Source organism: Streptomyces sp. NBC_00461, assembly GCF_036013935.1.
Lineage (GTDB): Bacteria > Actinomycetota > Actinomycetes > Streptomycetales > Streptomycetaceae > Streptomyces.
This window is the reverse complement of record NZ_CP107902.1, coordinates 9430212-9447131: the sequence shown is the minus strand read 5'-3', so window position 1 is coordinate 9447131 and position 16920 is coordinate 9430212. Positions and strand designations below refer to the sequence as shown.

General features: G+C 69.7%; 14 protein-coding genes. 9 read left to right on the top strand and 5 right to left on the bottom strand.

Annotation, left to right across the window (positions count from 1 at the left end; all coding sequences use genetic code 11):
- Positions 1–196: 196 nt before the first annotated feature.
- The gene (locus tag OG870_RS43675; RefSeq protein WP_266526145.1) at positions 197–454 is read left to right on the top strand and encodes a PLDc N-terminal domain-containing protein; all 258 of its coding nucleotides are present in this window, start codon (positions 197–199) and stop codon (positions 452–454) included.
- Here the strand turns inward: OG870_RS43675 and OG870_RS43670 are convergent.
- Both OG870_RS43670 and gndA read right to left on the bottom strand, forming a co-directional pair.
- Positions 406–888 (bottom strand): hypothetical protein, encoded by a 483-nt coding sequence (locus tag OG870_RS43670; RefSeq protein WP_266526147.1) that lies wholly within the window; start codon positions 886–888, stop codon positions 406–408. The two genes, OG870_RS43675 and OG870_RS43670, sit on opposite strands and share 49 nt — an antisense overlap.
- A 95-nt stretch (positions 889–983) precedes the next feature.
- Positions 984–2423, bottom strand: coding sequence for an NADP-dependent phosphogluconate dehydrogenase (gene gndA, locus OG870_RS43665; protein ID WP_266526149.1), 1440 nt, complete (start codon positions 2421–2423; stop codon positions 984–986).
- 205 nt (positions 2424–2628) lie between these two features.
- Here gndA and OG870_RS43660 point away from each other — a divergent pair, with 205 nt between their 5' ends.
- The 4 genes from OG870_RS43660 to OG870_RS43645 all read left to right on the top strand — a co-directional run bounded on the left by OG870_RS43660 (position 2629) and on the right by OG870_RS43645 (position 7595).
- The gene (locus OG870_RS43660) at positions 2629–4074 is read left to right on the top strand and encodes a glyceraldehyde-3-phosphate dehydrogenase (RefSeq protein WP_266587409.1); all 1446 of its coding nucleotides are present in this window, start codon (positions 2629–2631) and stop codon (positions 4072–4074) included.
- Positions 4075–4178: 104 nt separating this feature from the next.
- Positions 4179–5630 (top strand): purine-cytosine permease family protein, encoded by a 1452-nt coding sequence (locus OG870_RS43655; protein ID WP_266841846.1) that lies wholly within the window; start codon positions 4179–4181, stop codon positions 5628–5630.
- Between the two features lie 166 nt (positions 5631–5796).
- Positions 5797–6498, top strand: coding sequence for a LuxR C-terminal-related transcriptional regulator (locus tag OG870_RS43650; protein ID WP_266587405.1), 702 nt, complete (start codon positions 5797–5799; stop codon positions 6496–6498).
- 317 nt (positions 6499–6815) lie between these two features.
- Complete coding sequence (locus OG870_RS43645) at positions 6816–7595, top strand: polysaccharide deacetylase family protein (protein WP_266923106.1); 780 nt, start codon at positions 6816–6818, stop codon at positions 7593–7595.
- A gap of 740 nt (positions 7596–8335) precedes the next feature.
- Here OG870_RS43645 and OG870_RS43640 read toward each other — a convergent pair.
- Positions 8336–9244, bottom strand: coding sequence for a LysR family transcriptional regulator (locus tag OG870_RS43640; protein ID WP_266526159.1), 909 nt, complete (start codon positions 9242–9244; stop codon positions 8336–8338).
- Between the two features lie 132 nt (positions 9245–9376).
- On the opposite strand from OG870_RS43640, the gene OG870_RS43635 reads away from it, so the two are divergent.
- Both OG870_RS43635 and dctA read left to right on the top strand, forming a co-directional pair.
- Positions 9377–10495 (top strand): PrpF domain-containing protein, encoded by a 1119-nt coding sequence (locus OG870_RS43635; RefSeq protein ID WP_327692099.1) that lies wholly within the window; start codon positions 9377–9379, stop codon positions 10493–10495.
- Positions 10492–11934, top strand: a complete 1443-nt coding sequence (gene dctA, locus OG870_RS43630) for a C4-dicarboxylate transporter DctA (protein ID WP_266526163.1) — start codon at positions 10492–10494, stop codon at positions 11932–11934. The genes OG870_RS43635 and dctA overlap by 4 nt, the downstream gene beginning before the upstream one ends.
- Before the next feature lie 291 nt (positions 11935–12225).
- On the opposite strand, the gene OG870_RS43625 is transcribed toward dctA, so the two are convergent.
- Both OG870_RS43625 and OG870_RS43620 read right to left on the bottom strand, forming a co-directional pair.
- Entirely contained in the window at positions 12226–13470 is a 1245-nt protein-coding gene (locus OG870_RS43625) for an MFS transporter (RefSeq protein WP_327692098.1), read from the bottom strand.
- Positions 13471–13898: 428 nt separating this feature from the next.
- Positions 13899–14744, bottom strand: coding sequence for an SDR family NAD(P)-dependent oxidoreductase (locus OG870_RS43620; protein ID WP_266841843.1), 846 nt, complete (start codon positions 14742–14744; stop codon positions 13899–13901).
- A gap of 196 nt (positions 14745–14940) precedes the next feature.
- Between OG870_RS43620 and OG870_RS43615 the strand changes: the two genes are divergently transcribed.
- Positions 14941–16146, top strand: coding sequence for a serine hydrolase domain-containing protein (locus tag OG870_RS43615; protein ID WP_327692097.1), 1206 nt, complete (start codon positions 14941–14943; stop codon positions 16144–16146).
- A gap of 25 nt (positions 16147–16171) precedes the next feature.
- Positions 16172–16906, top strand: coding sequence for a TetR/AcrR family transcriptional regulator (locus tag OG870_RS43610; RefSeq protein ID WP_266587393.1), 735 nt, complete (start codon positions 16172–16174; stop codon positions 16904–16906).
- The last annotated feature ends 14 nt before the right edge of the window (positions 16907–16920 follow it).

The following is a 16920-nucleotide window of genomic DNA, read 5'->3' as shown; positions in this document are numbered from 1 at the left end:
AGCCGTCAAGCCGTCAAGCCGTCAAGGGCCACCGGGGCCGGCGCGGCGCCGGCTGCCGGACGGCTCGCCCAGCGTGGTCGGCGGGAACGGGTGCCGTCCGCGTGAACCGGCCGGGCGGCCTCGGCCGATGAAGGGGTGAACAAGCAGGATCCCGGTGCCGTGCGGGCACCGGGACCGTCAGGAAGGAACCCGACCCATGACCGCCCTCGTCCTCTTCCCCCTGTACGCCGTGGTGGTCGTGCTGTGTCTGCACGCCCTCGTGGACTGCGCCAGGACGCCGGACTCACGCGTGCGCCACCTGCCGAAGCCCGTCTGGCTCCTGCTGATGCTCATGGCGCCGGTGCTGGGCGGCATCGCCTGGCGCAACCTGGGCAAGCGGCCCGCCCGGCCTTCCGGACCGCCCGCTCAGCGCGCCCAGAACGGCAGCGGCGGGCAGACGTTGGCGCAGGTGTAGTTGCCGGGCATCAGCAGGCCGGCGTCGTCCTCGTTGTTGTCGCCGCCCGCGAAGTAGACCTCGGGGACCCAGCCCCAACGACCGTTGTCCGCCTTGGTGCTGGCCCACCAGTAGTTCTCCGAGGAACCGTCCCGGAAGGTCTGGCCCTTCATCTCGGTGACGAACCAGTTGGCGGCGCCGCCCTGTTCGAGGTATCCGACGACCCCGGCGCCCGGCGAACGGGTGGCGTACACCGGCACTTGGCCGCGGGTGAGGTTGCAGAACTTGACGTCCGTCCCCGGCCACACGCGCCCGGTGCCGGGGTCGGTGAGGTCCCTCTTGGTGGTGCCGTGACAGGGGACGTTGTCGGTCGCGTGGGCGGTGGGAGCGACCAGGCCCGCGAGGCCGGTGAGTGCGACGGCGGCCGTGACGAGTCCGCGCTTGATGTGGATCATGCTGTCGGAAACGAGGCGTCGGCGGAGTTGGTCACGGCCCGGCGCCCGTCCGGACGGGGCGGCCAGGCCGTCGTTTCGGGCCGGTCCGGTGCGGGTCAGGCGGTCGTTTCGGGCCGGTTCGGTGCGGCCCAGTGGGTGTGGAAGGCGCCGGGGCGGTCGGTGCGCCGGTAGGTGTGGGCGCCGAAGTAGTCGCGCTGGCCCTGGAGGAGGGCGGCGGGCAGGCGCTCGGCGCGCAGGGTGTCGTAGTGGGCGAGCGCGGCGGAGAAGGCGGGGACGGGGATGCCCCGGCGGGCGGCGGAGGCGATGATCTCCCGCCAGGGGACCTGAGCGTCGGTGATCTCCATCGCGAACTCCATCTCGCCGAGCAGGCTCACCAGCTCGCGGTCGGCGGCGTAGGCGGCGCGAATGCGGTCGAGGAAGGAGGCGCGGATGATGCAGCCGCCGCGCCAGATCCGGGCGACCGTGCCGAGGTCGATCTTCCAGCCGTATTCGGCGGCCGCGTCCTGGATCATCTTCCAGCCCTGGTCGTAGGCGATGACCTTCGAGGCGTACAGGGCGTGCTCGACCTGTGAGGTGAAGCGGTCGGCCTCGGTGCGGCTGAGCGGGGAGCGGGTGCCGCCGGGCAGGCCCGCGTAGGCGGCGCGCAGGTCGTGCTGGCCGGAGGCGGCGCGGGCGAAGGTGGCCTGGGCGATGGCGGTGACCGGGGAGGCCAGGTCCAGGGCGGTCTGCACGGTCCAGCGGCCGGTGCCCTTCTGTCCCGCGGCGTCCTGGACGACGTCGACGAAGGGGGCCCCGGTGTCCGGGTCGGTGTGGGCCAGCACCTCGGCGGTGATCTCGATCAGGTAGGAGCCGAGGCGGCCCTGGTTCCAGTGGCGGAACACCTCGGCGATCTCGGCCGGTGTGTAGCCGGCGACCTGGCGCAGCAGGTCGTACGCCTCCGCGATGAGCTGCATGTCGGCGTACTCGATGCCGTTGTGGACCATCTTGACGAAGTGCCCGGCGCCGTCGCTGCCGATGTGGGCGGCGCACGGCTCGCCGCCGACCTTCGCGCTGATGGTCTCGAACATGGGGCCGAGGACGTCGTACGACTCCGCCGAGCCGCCGACCATGATGGACGGGCCCTCCAGCGCGCCCTCCTCGCCGCCGGAGACTCCGGTGCCGACGAAGTGCAGGCCGCGCTCGCGCAGGGCGGCCTCACGGCGGCGGGTGTCGGCGAAGTGGGCGTTGCCGCCGTCGATGATCATGTCGCCGGGCTCCAGCAGCGGGGCGAACTCGTCGATGACCGCGTCGGTGGCCGCACCCGCCTGCACCATGATCATCAGGCGGCGGGGGCGGACGAGGGCGGCCACGAACTCCTCGGGCGTCTCGGCGGGGACGAAGGTGCCCTCGTCGCCGTACACCTCCATGAGCGCGCGCGTGCGGCCCGCCGTGCGGTTGTGGACGGCGACGGTGTAGCCGTTGCGGGCGAAGTTCCGCGCCAGATTGCGGCCCATCACGCCCAGGCCGGTCACGCCGATGGCTGCGGTTGCGTTCATGGTGTACGTCCCTCGATCGGTGCGGTGGCGTCGCGGGGCGGGCGTGCCCCATGCCCGTCAGGTACGGACGGGGGGCGGGATCGTCTCGATTGCGGGCACCGGCGCGTGCAGGACGCGCGTACGGACGCGTGTGACGAACCCCGCTCAAACGATCGATCAAACTGGGTTTAACATATGAGCGCCGCCTAGCTCGAAAGATGGATCTGTGACTGTCAACGACGACTCGTTCACCAACTGGAAGACCCGCGAGGAGATCGCGGAGTCGATGATCCCGATCATCGGGAAGCTGCACCGCGAGCGGGACGTCACCGTCCTGCTGCACAGCCGCTCCTTGGTGAACAAGTCGGTGGTCAGCATCCTCAAGACCCACCGGTTCGCCCGGCAGATCGCGGGCGAGGAGCTGTCGGTCGTCGACACCCTGCCGTTCCTGCAGGCGCTCACCGCGCTCGACCTCGGGCCGTCGCAGATCGACATCGGCATGCTCGCGGCGACGTACACGAGCGACGACCGCGGTCTGTCCGTGGAGGAGTTCACCGCGGAGGCCGTCGCGGGCGCCACGGGGGCGAACAAGATCGAGGGCGGCGAGGGACGCGACGTCGTCCTCTACGGCTTCGGACGTATCGGCCGCCTGGTGGCCCGCCTGCTGATCGAGAAGGCCGGTTCCGGCAACGGCCTGCGGCTGCGCGCGATCGTGGTACGCGGCGGCGGCGACCAGGACATCATCAAGCGCGCCTCGCTGCTGCGCCGTGACTCCATCCACGGGCAGTTCCAGGGCACCATCACCGTGGACGAGGAAAGCGGCACGATCTTCGCCAACGGCAACGCGATCAAGGTGATCTACGCGAACGACCCTTCCGAGGTCGACTACACGGCGTACGGCATCAGGAACGCCATCCTGATCGACAACACCGGCAAGTGGCGCGACCGTGAGGGCCTTTCGCAGCATCTGCGCCCCGGTATCGACAAGGTCGTGCTGACCGCGCCCGGCAAGGGCGACGTCCCGAACATCGTGCACGGCGTCAACCACGACACCATCAAGCCGGACGAGCAGATCCTGTCCTGCGCGTCCTGCACCACCAACGCGATCGTGCCGCCGCTGAAGGCGATGGCGGACGAGTTCGGTGTGCAGCGCGGCCACGTGGAGACCGTCCACTCGTTCACCAACGACCAGAACCTGCTGGACAATTACCACAAGGCTGACCGCCGCGGCCGTTCCGCGCCGCTGAACATGGTCATCACCGAGACCGGTGCCGCGTCCGCGGTGGCCAAGGCGCTGCCCGACCTGAAGGCACCCATCACCGGCAGCTCGATCCGTGTCCCGGTGCCGGACGTCTCGATCGCGATCCTCAGCCTGCGGCTGGGCCGTGAGACCGACCGCGAGGAGGTCCTCGACTACCTCCGCAACGTGTCGCTGACCTCGCCGCTCAAGCGCCAGATCGACTTCACCACCGCACCGGACGCGGTCTCCAGCGACTTCATCGGCTCGCGTCACGCCTCGATCGTCGACGCGGGCGCCACCAAGGTCGACGGCGACAACGCCATCCTCTACCTCTGGTACGACAACGAGTTCGGCTACTCCTGCCAGGTCATCCGCGTCGTCCAGCACGTCTCCGGGGTGGAGTACCCGACGTTCCCGAGCCCGGCGGTCTGACGTCGGCGAAACGTCCGGTCAAGGGTCGGCAATGTGACCACTTGACCGGGCGTTCGTGGGGCATGAATGCGGCCACAGGGGCGGATCAGCGCTCTGGAGGCGCCGTGACCACATCATCACAACCGCGGGTGTCGGGTCTGGAGATCCGGTCCATCGACTACGTCCCCCTGGACGAGCGCCACGGCAAGCTCTGGCACCTGGGGCCCCTGTGGTTCATGTCGAACGCGCAGATCGCCACCCTCGCCGTGGGCCTGATCAGCATCACCGAGGGCGGCAACCTCGTCTGGTCGCTCATCGCGATCGTGGCGGGCACCGTCCTCGGCACCTTCTTCATGGCCTTCCACTCGGCGCAGGGACCGCAGCTCGGGCTGCCGCAGATGATCCAGTCGCGGCCCCAGTTCGGCTACGTCGGCGCCCTGCTGGTGTGGCTGTTCGCCTATGTGCAGTACGCGGGCTTCAACGTCTTCAACACCATCCTCGCCGGTGAGGCGATGCACACCACGGTTCACGGCGGCGTCAAGCTGTGGGTTGCCGTGGTCACCGTGGTCGCCCTCGTCATCGCGCTGGTGGGCTACGACGTCATCCACAAGGCCGAGCAGTTCCTGACGTACTCCTTCCTGGTCGTCTTCGGGCTCTTCACCGTGGGCGTCCTGGTCACGCTGCACTACCCGGCGGGCTCCTTCGACCTCGGCGCCTTCAAGGCCACACCGTTCCTGGCACAGTTCGGGGTGGTGGCCGGCTACCAGATCAGTTGGGCCATCTACGTCTCCGACTACTCGCGCTACCTCCCGCCGGGCGTGACGGTCCGCAAGACCTTCTACTGGACCTACTTCGGCTCGGCCCTCGGCGGCATCTGGCTGATGGTCCTCGGCTCGCTGCTCGCGGCCTGGGCGGGCAAGGACTTCGAGACGGTCAAGTCCATCAACGCGGCCGGCGACAAGGTGTTCAGCGGGTTCGGCGCGATCGTGCTGCTCTTCGCCGTCCTGGGCCTGGTCTCCGTCACGGCACTGAACATGTACGGCGGTTCGCTGACCCTGATCAGTGCCATCGACTCGATCAGGCGGGTACGGCCGACGCTCGGCGTGCGGCTGGTGACCATCGGGCTCACTGCGGCGCTCTCCCTGGTCGGCGCGCTGGCCGCGACCTCCAACTTCCTGGAGAACTTCAACAACTTCCTGCTGCTGGTGCTCTATCTGTTCATCCCGTGGACCGCGGTGAACCTCATGGACTACTACGTCGTGCGTCGCGGGCACTACGCCATCGCCGAGATCTTCAACCCGCGGGGAATCTACGGGCGTTGGGGCTGGCACGGCATCATCGCCTACCTGGTGGGATTCGGCGTCATGATCCCCTTCTTCTCCGTCGGCACCCTCTACACCGGCCCCGTGGCCGACGCGCTCGGCGGAGCCGACATCTCCCTGTTCGTCGGACTGCCGGTCGCCGCGGCGCTCTACTGGCTGCTGACCCGCTCCATCGACGTGGAGGCCGAACAGCGGCTCGCGGAGGCCGAGGCGGAGGAACTGGAGCGGGCGGCGCACGAGCACCGCGAGCGGTGACGGCAGCGCGGCAAGACCGCGCGTTCACGTTCGTCGCGAGATGCGATCTCCGTCGCGAGATGTGACCCACACCATAAGGAGAACGATGTCGTTTCGATAGGCGCGGGACTACGGTGGCCATCAAGTGAACGAAACAGTTTCGTTTAGAGGGTGAGGAAGGACGGACATGGTCTCCGTACTCATCGTCAACGACCAGTCCCTGCAGCGTGTCGGCCTGCGGATGCTGCTGGCCGTCGAGCCCGATCTGAGCGTCGTCGGAGAGGCGGTGAGCGGTGCCGAGGCGGTCGGCATGAGTGCCGCGCTCCGTCCGGACGTCGTACTGATGGACATCCGGCTCGCCGAAACCGACGACATCGAGGCGATCCGCCGTATCGCACGGCCCCCGCGTCTCGCCCCGGCCAGCGGCTCCGTCCCGGCCGGTGGACCGCCTCCCCGCGTCCTGGTGCTGACCTCGACCCGTCACGAGGGGCACGCCTACGCCGCTCTGCGCGCCGGGGCCGGCGGCTTCCTTCTCACGGACGCGGCCCCGGACGAACTGATCGCGGCCATCCGCGTCGTGGCCGCCGGTGACGCCGTGATCACTCCCGCGCTGACCCGCGCACTCATCGACACCGTCCGCGACGAACAGGCGGCCTCCCTCCCCCTCCGCCTGGAGGTCGGCCTGGACACCCTCACCGAACGCGAACGCGACGTCCTCGCGGCCGTCGCCGCCGGCTGGTCCAACACCGAGATCGCCGTTCGGCTCTCCATCGCCCCGACCACCGTCAAGTCCCACGTCAGCCACATCCTCGCCAAGATCGGCGCCCGCGCCCGCGTCCAGGCGGTCGCCTTCGCCTACGAATCCGGGCTGATCCAACCGGCGGCCTGACCTCAGCGGCGGGGACCGGGCGAGCCGGCCGGTGAAGCACCGCTGGCGGAGAGGGAGGCAGAGGAACTCCGTTACGCGCAAGGCCCGTTGACGGTGGCAGGCGGCCGGCCGACGGCCGGCCCGGAGGCGACGGCGACCGTGCGGACGCCGAAGGCCCCCTTCAAGCCCGTACGTTCGAAAACCGGCTCTCCGATTGAGTTGCGTCTCGGTAGCCACGCGGAATTGTCCGTGATCCGTAACAGACGGATCCTGCGGCACCTCTTCGCCGTCCTGACAGGTGCACAAGAACCACCGGGACGACAGGAAACAGGGCGGACATGGCGCGGCATGGCGGGCGGGGATGGCACGGCCGGGTACTCGCGGCGGCGGTCGGGGTGACGGCGGTGGCGGCGGCCACTTCGGTATGGACGGCGCAGGCCGGCCCCATCGGCGGGGCGCACGCGGGAGCCGCGGCACACCCGTCCACGGGGGCTGCGGGTCCCGGCCGGGCCCCGGTGTCCGTGACCATCGCCCACGCCTCGGACAAGGGCGCCCGCGGAGTCAACATCACGATCGACGACGGACCGGACCCGGTCTGGACGCCCCAGGTCCTGCAGGTGCTGAAGGACTACGGCGTGAAGGCCACCTTCTGCATGGTCGGCACGCAGGCCCAGGCGCACCCGGACCTGGTCAAGGCCGTGGTGGCGGCGGGGCACCGGCTGTGCGACCACACGGTGTCGCACGACACCACCATGGACAAGAAGGCCAACTCCTACCAGTCCAAGGAGATCCTGGACGCCGCCGGCATGATCACCAAGGCCTCCGGGGGCGTCCGGCCGATGTACTACCGGGCCCCGGGCGGTGCCTTCACGCCCTACAGCAGGCACCTCGCCGCCTCGCAGGGCATGCGCCCGCTGGGATGGAACGTGGACTCCAAGGACTTCGAGCGCCCCGGCACCGAAGCCATCGTCGCCACCGTCAAGAACGAGCTGTCCAACGGTCCGACGATCCTCTTCCACGACGCCGGCGGGGACCGCTCCCAGACCGTGGCCGCCCTGCGCGAGATCCTGCCGTCACTGAAGCAGCAGGGATACTCCTTCGGTTTCCCGGTCCGCTGACCCACCCAACTCCCGGTGGACTGAGCATCTCTGACGGTGACTCAGTCCGTCGGGATCGTGTCCGGCAGGCCGAGCGCCGCGGACACATGGCGCCAGACGGCGGCGAGCGCCATGTCGAGCGTGACCGTGGCATCGCGCAGCATGAGGCGGATGCCGTAGGCCCCATGGCGGCGTACGCCACTCCGGCCACGGCAGCGACCTCTCCCTCACCGGCCTGCTCGACTACACACAGGTCAAGCACGTGATGCTGTGACGGCCATCGGGCTCCTTAGCGGGCATGGTGGCCGCACGCATAGCCACCCCCCGAAGTATGGTGCCCCGCCACATGTGCGCTCGACGTGCGCGTTTCTACGGTGTCCGGACACGTACCCGTCCCCACCGCACACGAGGAAGTGGCGCACATGGCCTCAGCAGCATCCGCTCCCCCGACATCCGCCAACCTCAAGCGCATCGTCGCCGCCAGCCTCATCGGAACCACCATCGAGTGGTACGACAACCCATTCGATCGGGGCTAGGACCTGCGGTTTTCCATGATCCCGGCCGCCGAAGTCAGCACGGAATCAGCACGGGTGCGACAGCGTGCCGACTCAGTGTCGGCCGACTGCGTCGCAGCACACTCCCTTGACCCCGACGGCATCCGCGCATGGTTGCTCAGTGTCACGAACAGCCTGAGCCGACACAGATGAACCAACCGCCCGATGAGGGACAACGCCATGCGGATCGCTGAAGCAGTCGGAGTTTCATCGAACCCCGGCGACCGCCGCGCTGTCACGCAGGAAGCCCGCGAAGGCCTCGGCGGCCGGAGTCAGGGCGTGGTCGCTCATGCGTACCAGGAGGATGCGGCGCACCGGGGCGGGAGGCAGGAGCGGCAGGACGCTGACGCCTCCCCGGATACCCTCCAGGGCCAGGGTGGGGGCGAGGGCGACACCGATGCCGGCGGCGACCATGGCCTGGGCCTCCTGGTAGTCGTGGGCCTCATAGGCGATCTGCGGCTCGAAACCGGCCGCGCGGCAACTGCGGGCGAGGGCCTCGGCCACCGGGTGGTGGTCGGCACGGGTGATCCAGGCGTCGTCGGCGAAGTCGGCGAGAGCGGCCGAAGAGCGCCCGGCGAGGGGGTGGTCCTTGCCGACGAGGAGTGCCGGAGGGTCGTCGACGAGCGAGGTGACGACGATGTCCTCGCGGTCGATGCGGTTCCAGTCGTAGTCCCACATCAGGGACATCTCGATCTCGCGGTTCTCCAGCATCGCCCACAGCCCCGCGATACGGGCGCTGCGCACCGTCAGCCGCACGTCGGGGTGCGTCTGACGGAAGGCGATAACTGCCCGCGGGAGGAGGGAGGCGCCGACTGTGGGGAAGGTTCCGACCCGGAGCGTGCCCGCTCGCAATCCCGCGAAGTCGGCGAGTTCGTTCTCCGCGGCCGTCAGTTCGCGCTCGATCCGCTCTCCCCGCTCGGCCAGCGCGCGCCCCGCGTCCGTGAGTGTGACGCCCCGCGCATGACGCTCGAGGAGCGGTTGCCCGGCCTCCGCCTCCAGGCGGCTGACCTGCTGCGACACCGCTGACGGCGTGTAGTTGAGGGCTCGTGCGGTCGCCGTGACCGAGCCCCGGCGGGCGACCTCGGTGAAGAGCAGGATGCGCCGGACGTCGAGCATCTCGCCACCTCCAGCATTCACTCCAGCTTAATACCCATGCAGATTTCCGAGATTGTACTTCACGCTGTCCGCGCCCACTGTGGATCGCACCACGCACGGAAGTGCCGTCGGGGTTTCCATGAGGAGGCTGTTGTGTTGCGTCTGCAGGGCGAGATGATCCGCGGAGGTACCAGCAAGTGCTGGATCTTCGACCACCACGACGTGGTGGCGACCGGCGTGGACGCCGACACCCTGCTGCTCGCCGCCTACAACGCCGCCGACCCCCGCCAGATCGACGGCGTCGGCGGTGCCTCCTCCACCACCTCCAAGGCGGCGATCGTCCAGACCTCGACGAAGCCGGACGTCGACGTCGAGTACGCCTTCGCGCAGGTCGGCATCGGCGACGAGCAGGTGGAGTGGACCAGCAACTGCGGCAACTGCGCCACCGCCGTCGCCCTGTACGCCGTCCACAACGGCCTGGTGCCGGTCACGTCGGACTCGACCAGGGTGCGGATGTTCAACGTCAACACCGGTGCCCGGCTCAGCGGCACCATCCCCACCCCGGGGCGGGCCGCCCCCGATGCCGGGACGGCCCGGGTGCCGGGCACCGCAGCGCTCGGCGTGCCGGTGCTCCTCGGCTTCGAGGACCCTGCTGGTACGTCGACCGGCCGGGTCCTGCCTACCGGCCACGCCCTGGACACACTGACCGGGCCCACGGGCACCGTCGAGGCGTCCCTGGTCGACGCCGGCGCCCCGGCGGCGCTGTTCGAGGCCAAGGCGTTCGGACTCGACGGCAGCGAGTCCCTCGCCGACTTCGCCACGGCGGTGCCCGCCCTCACCGTGCTGCGCCGGCAGGCCGCCCTGGCCATGGGACTGGCCGAGGAGACCGACCCCGTCAGCCACGCCGTCCCGAAGGCCGGCGTGGTCGCCCGTCCTGTCGCCTACCGCACCACCGATGGCACCCTCGTCCAACAGGACGAGTACGACCTGGCCGTCCGCATGGTCTCCATGCACGCACCCCACCCGGCGATCGGTCTCACCTCGGCCGTCGCCCTGGCCACCGCAGCCGCCATCCCCGGCACCCTCGCCCACCGCGTCGCCCGGCAGACCGCCGACGGGACGCTGCGCCTGGGCACCCCGGCCGGAGTCATCACCACCCGAGCCGTCCCCGCAGCCGACGGTGCGTCCCCCACGGTGCTGCTGCACCGCGCCGCCCGCCGCATCGCCCGAGCCGAACTCCTCGTTCCCGTCCTGGAAGGACGCCCCGCATGAGCCGCAACGACGCCGCCCCGGGTACCGTCACCGCTCCCCCGAGCCGCATCCGCCGACTGCTGTCCCTGCTCTACGTCCAGTGCCTGGTCGGCGTCCTGGCCGGGGCAGCCGTCGGCTGGCTGTGGCCCTCCTTCGGAGCCGATCTCAAACCCCTGGGCGACGGTTTCATCGCGCTGGTCCGCATGATGATCGCGCCCCTCATCTTCTGTACCGTCGTCCACGGCATCGCCTCCATGGGCAACGCGCGCGCCGTCGGCCGGGTCAGTCTCAAGGCGCTGATCTACTTCGAGGTCCTGACGACCGTCGCCATGGTGATCGGTCTGGTCGTCGTTAACGTCGTCCAGCCCGGCAGCGGACTGCACGTCGACCCCTCAACCCTGTCGGCCAAGGGACTGCCGCCGGAGGCGACCGCGAGCCACGAGAGCTTCTCCGCGTTCATACTCGCCATGATCCCGGACACCCTGCTCAGCGCGCTGACCGGCCACGAGATCCTGCCCGTGCTGCTCATCTCCGTACTGTTCGGCTTCGGCCTGAACGCCAGCGGCGAGGCGGGTGCGGGGATCACCCAGGGCATCGAGAAGCTCTCCACGATCCTGTTCACACTCATCCGCTGGATCATGCGGCTGGCCCCGATCGGCGCCTTCGGCTCCATGGCCTTCACCATCGGCAACTACGGCCTGGACACCCTGCGTCACCTCTTCCTGCTGGTCGGCTCCTTCTGGCTCACCGCCCTGTTCTTCGTCCTGGTCGTCCTCGGCGCCGTCATGCGCGTCAACGGCCTGCGCCTGCTGCCCTTCCTCCGCTACATCAAGGAGGAGCTGCTGATCGTCCTGGGCACCTCGTCCTCCGAGCCGGTGCTGCCGCGCATGATGGCCAAGCTCCAGCATGCGGGCGCCTCGAAGCCGGTCGTGGGGATCACGCTGCCCGCCGGGTACTCCTTCAACCTCGACGGCACCGCCATCTACCTGACCATGGGCTCGGTCTTCCTGGCCCAGGCGCTCGGCATCGACCTCAGCCTCACCCAGCAGCTGTCCATGCTCGCCGTCATGCTGCTCACCTCCAAGGGCGCGGCTGGTGTCACCGGCTCCGGCTTCATCGCCCTGGCGGCCACCCTCAGCGCCGTACCGCACGTGCCCGTCGCCGCCCTGGCCCTGATCTTCGGCATCGACCGCTTCATGTCCGAGGCCCGCGCCCTGACCAGCGTGGTCGGCAACGGCGTCGCCACTCTCGCGGTGGCCAAGTGGGAGGGACAGCTGGACGAGGAGCGCGCCAAGGCCGTCCTCCGTGGGGACCTCCCATACACCTCCGCGCCCGAGGGCGACCACACCGCCGAGCCGCAGGCAGAACCGACGCCCGATACGAAACCGGAGGCGGTCGAGGAGGCTGACCCGAAGGCGGCGACCGGGGCGGACCGTGAACCGGTGCCCGCCGCCGGCTGACACCCCTCACCGCCGGTCCGGAGCGTGCGCTCCGGACCGGCCCCTTCTCGTGTTCAGGAGCACCCCCACTCATGGCAGCACCCTGGGACGTGATCTCGAACGGGCCGCACAGGACCTCGGTGTCGTCGGCAGCAGCAGGAGCAACAGCAACAGCAACAGCAACAGCAACGGGGATGATCGAGCACCATCTCGCGGCCGCTGCGAAGGCCGGGCAGGTTGCGTTCGCCTTCCTGCCGTTGAAGCACAACGGTCAGGATTCGGCCGCCGCCGACACATCGTGGGGCGGGTGTTTCATTCCGCTGGTGAGGCTGGCTTCTCGGTGGTCGTCCTCGCGACGGGCGTGGCCTGCGGGTGGGGTGTGACGGATGCGGTGTCTGCTGCCGCGTCGCCGGCCACGGTCATCTTGAGGAGAGGGAGCGCGGCGATGAGTGTTCCGGCGGTGAGGAGGACGCTCAGGACGCCGACGCCCATGTTGTCCATGATCGCGCCGACGGCAAGGGGGCCGATGCCACCGCCGAGTGCTCCGGCGCCGCTGAGGGCGGCCACCCACCGTCCGGTGGAGTCGATGACCGAGGCGGCGGCGAGTATCTGTACCAGGACGGCCAGCTGGCACGTCTGCCAGATGACGGCGGTGGCGATGAACAGGGTGGGGCTGTGGGTGACGATGAGAAGCCCCGAGCTGAACGCTTCGACGACGACGAACCCGGTCATCGAGCGCAGGCGGCCGAAACGCTTCACGGCGAGCGGTCCGGCTACGGCTCCGGCGAGTGCGACGACGCTGGAGACGGCCAGGACGGCGGAGAGCACAGAGGCAGACATGCCGGTGTGGCCGCGCCCCAGGACGGAGGCGTAGGACCAGACTCCCTGCGTGACGGCCATCAGGAGGCCCGCGCCGACCAGCAGCACGGCGGAGGGACGGGCCGACCGGGAGGCCGCGTTGGGGGCGGTCGCGGAAGGACTGCTCGCCGGGCCCGGGCCGTCGGGGAGGTGGCCCACCAGGAACCAGCCGGGCAGGCAGCACACGGCCAGCAGGAAGAAGCCCGTTCCCCCGCCTGCGGACTCGTTGACGGCCGGGAAGGCGAGGAGCAGCAGGGCACTCGCGAACAGCGCGCCGGTGATGACGATCGAGGAGGTCTTGTCGGCGTCGTCGCCGGCGCCGGCCAGGGCGGCGGTGGAGGCGGCGTAGACGGCTCCGAGTCCGGCGCCGAGCAGCAGGCCGGCCACGATCAGCGTCAGGATGTCGAAAGCGATGGCGGCGCCGATGAATCCCGCGGCGGCCAGGGCCAGCCCGCCTCGGGCCATCCGGACGCGTCCGGGGCGGGCGGCACGGTTGGCGAGCAGGAGAGTGGTGATCGCGACCGCCGTCAGCTGGCTGGCGGCGACGAGTCCGGCGCTGGTGCTGGACAGGTCGAAGCGGTCGGCGAAGTCGTCCACGAAGACGGGCATCACGTTACTGCCGCTGCTGCCGAGCGTGACTCCGGCGATCAGGGCAGCGGCGACGGTGAACGTCAGCGCGGTGTCGCTGTTCGTTTTCACTGAATGCCCCTTGCGCGGAGGGCCGCCTGGAAGGCGGGCGCGGGCGCGAACGCGGGAGGGAAGAGGAGCATCGTGACGAACCTCAGAACTGGTAGGCGATCGGGTGCCGTGTCCAGTACTGGAGCGGCGAAGGGAGCCTCCGGGCAGAGAGGGCAGATTCGGCCCGGACGCGTTCGGGGGCGCAGGCCGGCGGCTGGCGGTCAGCCGGCCCAGAGCCCAGATGTCTTCGACGTAGTACTCAGGGCGTGCGGGGCGCTCTGGCACGCGCTGCGGCAGGTGAGGCAACCGGCCGGGGCTCGGGAGCGGGCAGGTGCCAGGTGGCACCAGGGCCGGGTACTCGGTGTGCGCCGAAGGCTTCGGCCCGACGGTCACCGGTTGATGACGGCTTGCCACCGGCGCGTCGGTGCCTCCCCGGGCCTGGGCGGCGGTCAGGTATCGAGCTTCCGCAGCAAACGGATCGGGATCCGGGGCAGCAGGTATTCGACGACGGTCCAGGGCACTCGGGGCACTGTCGCGTGGACGGCGCCGGACTCGATGCGGTCCATGATCTTGCGGGCGCCCGTGCGGGTGTCGATGAGGAACGGTCGTTTGTCGCCCAGGGATGCGTTGATCGGGGTGTCGATGTAGCCGGGGGCGACCGTGGTCACGGTGATGCCGCTGTTCCACAGCTCCCCTCGCAGCGACTGAAGGTACCTCGTGAGCCCTGCCTTGGAGGCGCAGTACGGCGCCCCGCCGGGCAGGCCCGCCCCGGCCACGACGGAGCTGAAGCCCACCACCTGCCCGCCGCCCTTGCTGCGGAAGTGTGCGACGGCCGCGTCGATGGTCGCCATCGCACCCAGCAGATTGACGTCGACCGCCGCGCGGTGCGCCTCGAAGTGGCCCTCCCCGATGTTGCCCCCTACGTCGACCCCCGCGTTGGCGATGACCATTCCGAGTCCGCCGAGTTGCCGGGCCGCGTCGTCGATCGTCCGCGCCACGGCCTCGTGCTCGGTCACATCGAGGGCGGCCACGGTCACGGAACGCTGCGGGAACGCGGCCGTGAGCTGTGCCCGCAGTTCTTCCAGGAGCTCGATCCTGCGCGCGGTGAGGTACACGTCGTAGCCGCGGGCGCACAGCTCGGCTGCCAGCGCCTTGCCGATGCCCGAGCTGGCACCGGTCAGGAACGCGGTTCTCGCGGGCAGCGGGGGCCGGCCCGGGTCGACGAAGGGCAGCTTCCCGAGCAGGCGGCGCGCGGTGGACAGTTCAGTGCCGTTCATCTCTTGGATGGCTGTCATGCGCTGTCCTTCGCGGAATGTGGGAGAGGGGGGTCCGACGACCCCGCCGTCATCATGACCACTCACCCCAAGCATGTCAACGCTGGTGACACCAATTTTGACACCAGGGTTAGCACCACTGTTGACACCGATGGAACGGCAAGCCAGAGTGAGGGCGCCGAAGCTCGGCATGTCCGTGCGATGAAGGGGTTCAGTAATGCAGATTGAAGCGGGTGGGTGGCTGCTGGGCGCCGCCGCGGCGGGCGCCGGGGCGGTGTGGCTGTGGCGCCACCAGGACGAGGTGATGACCCGCCGCCCGGTCAATGAATGGACGTTCACTCACATGAATCTCCTCATGCCGACCGAAGACGTCCGCCGCGGCGGGGACGTGTTCCCCCTGCCTCGGCGACCGCGCCCCCTGGAAGTGACCTACGGCTTCGAGAGGCGGGAGCGGAGCCTTGCCGAACTGCACGCTCGAACGAACACCACCTCCTTCGTCGTGCTGCAGGGCGGCGAGATCGTCCACGAGTCGTATCCGGGGTACTTCGCCGGGGACGACGTACGGTTCCAGCTGTTCTCGATGACCAAGTCGGTGACGTCGATGCTGATCGGGATCGCCCTCGACGAGGGCGCGATCAAGGACGTGACCGACCCGGTGACGGTGTACTGCAGGGAACTGGTGGGCTCCGCCTTCGAAGGGGTGACCATCGAGCACCTGCTCGACATGAGCAGTGGCGTGGGTGACCTGGTGGAGGACCACACCGTTCAGGACAGTCTGATCAGCCGGTTCACCAAGGCCGCCACAGGGGGCGGCTCCCTGCACGAGGTCGTTTCCTCGGCCGAGCGTTCGACCGAGGCCGGCACACAGTTCAGCTACTCGACGATCGACACCCAGGTCCTGGGATGGGCGCTGGAGTCCGCCACCGGCCGCTCCCTCGCGCAGTACGCCTCGGAGCGCCTCTGGAGCCGCATCGGCGCCGAGCACGACGCGTACTACTGGCTCACCCGCAAGCATCCGCGTACCGCGATCGGCGGCGGCTCGCTCAATGCCACCGCCCGCGACATGGCCCGGCTGGGGCTGCTGATGTCCCGGGGCGGAGAGCTGGACGGGCAGCGCATCGTGCCCGAGGAATGGGTGGTACGCAGCCGGGGTCGCGGGGTGCCGCACCTGGAGGTCGGCTCTCTGGGCCCCAGCGGCTACCCGCACTACGGGTACAGCAACAAGTGGTGGACACTCGGCGGCGAGCGACGTCCGTTCACCGCGGTGGGCATCCACGGCCAGTACCTGTATGTGGACCCGGACGCCGACGTGGTGATCGTCAAGACCAGCGCGTGGCCGACGGCGGACGACCCCTCGCGTGACGCGGAGACCATCACGGCACTGCGGGCGGTGGCCGACCACCTGCACGAGGACCACCGTTGACAACGCCGTCGATAAGATGACGGCCATGACACGCGCGAAGACCAACTCGGCGGGAGCGACTCCCGCGCGGCGGAAGCGGCGTCCGGCATCCTTCCTCACCCCGGATCTGATCCTGGACACCGCAGTGGCCGTGATCGAGAGGGACGGTCCGGAGGCGCTCACCTTCCGCCGGCTGGGCACTGATCTGGGCGCCGACCACACAGCCGTCCTGCGGCACTTCCGCAGCAAGGACGACCTGCTGCTCGGCCTGGCCGCCCGGCTGGTCGGCGATGCCCTGCACGACTTCGCACCCTCGGAAAACTGGCGCGAGACCCTCGCCTCGCTCGCTCGACGGATCCGTGCCGCATGCCTGCGGCACCCGGGCGTGGCCGTCCTGGTCGCGTCCCGCACCTCGCGGCGCGAGCCGGAGTTCCAGGGTGCCGACGTGGTCATCGGCGCCCTGCTCGACGCCGGCCTCCAGGGACGCGAAGCGGCCTCGTACTACCGGGTCCTGGCCGAAATGGCACTCGCCGTCAGCGCCTTCGAGGCTTCCTTCAACGTGCTGGACGAGGCCGCTCAGGAAGGCGACCGGCTGGCCTGGCGCCGCGAGTACCTCACGGCCTCGCCACAGCGGTACCCGAACCTGGCACAGGTCGCCCCCTATCTCGCGGAAATCGACGAAGAGGACCAGTTCGAGACCGCGCTCGGCCTGCTCCTCGACGCCGTGGAACTCCGCGCGCAGCGCGCCCGCGGAGAAGGAAGCGAACACACGGGGAACTGACGCCTCGTCGGGCA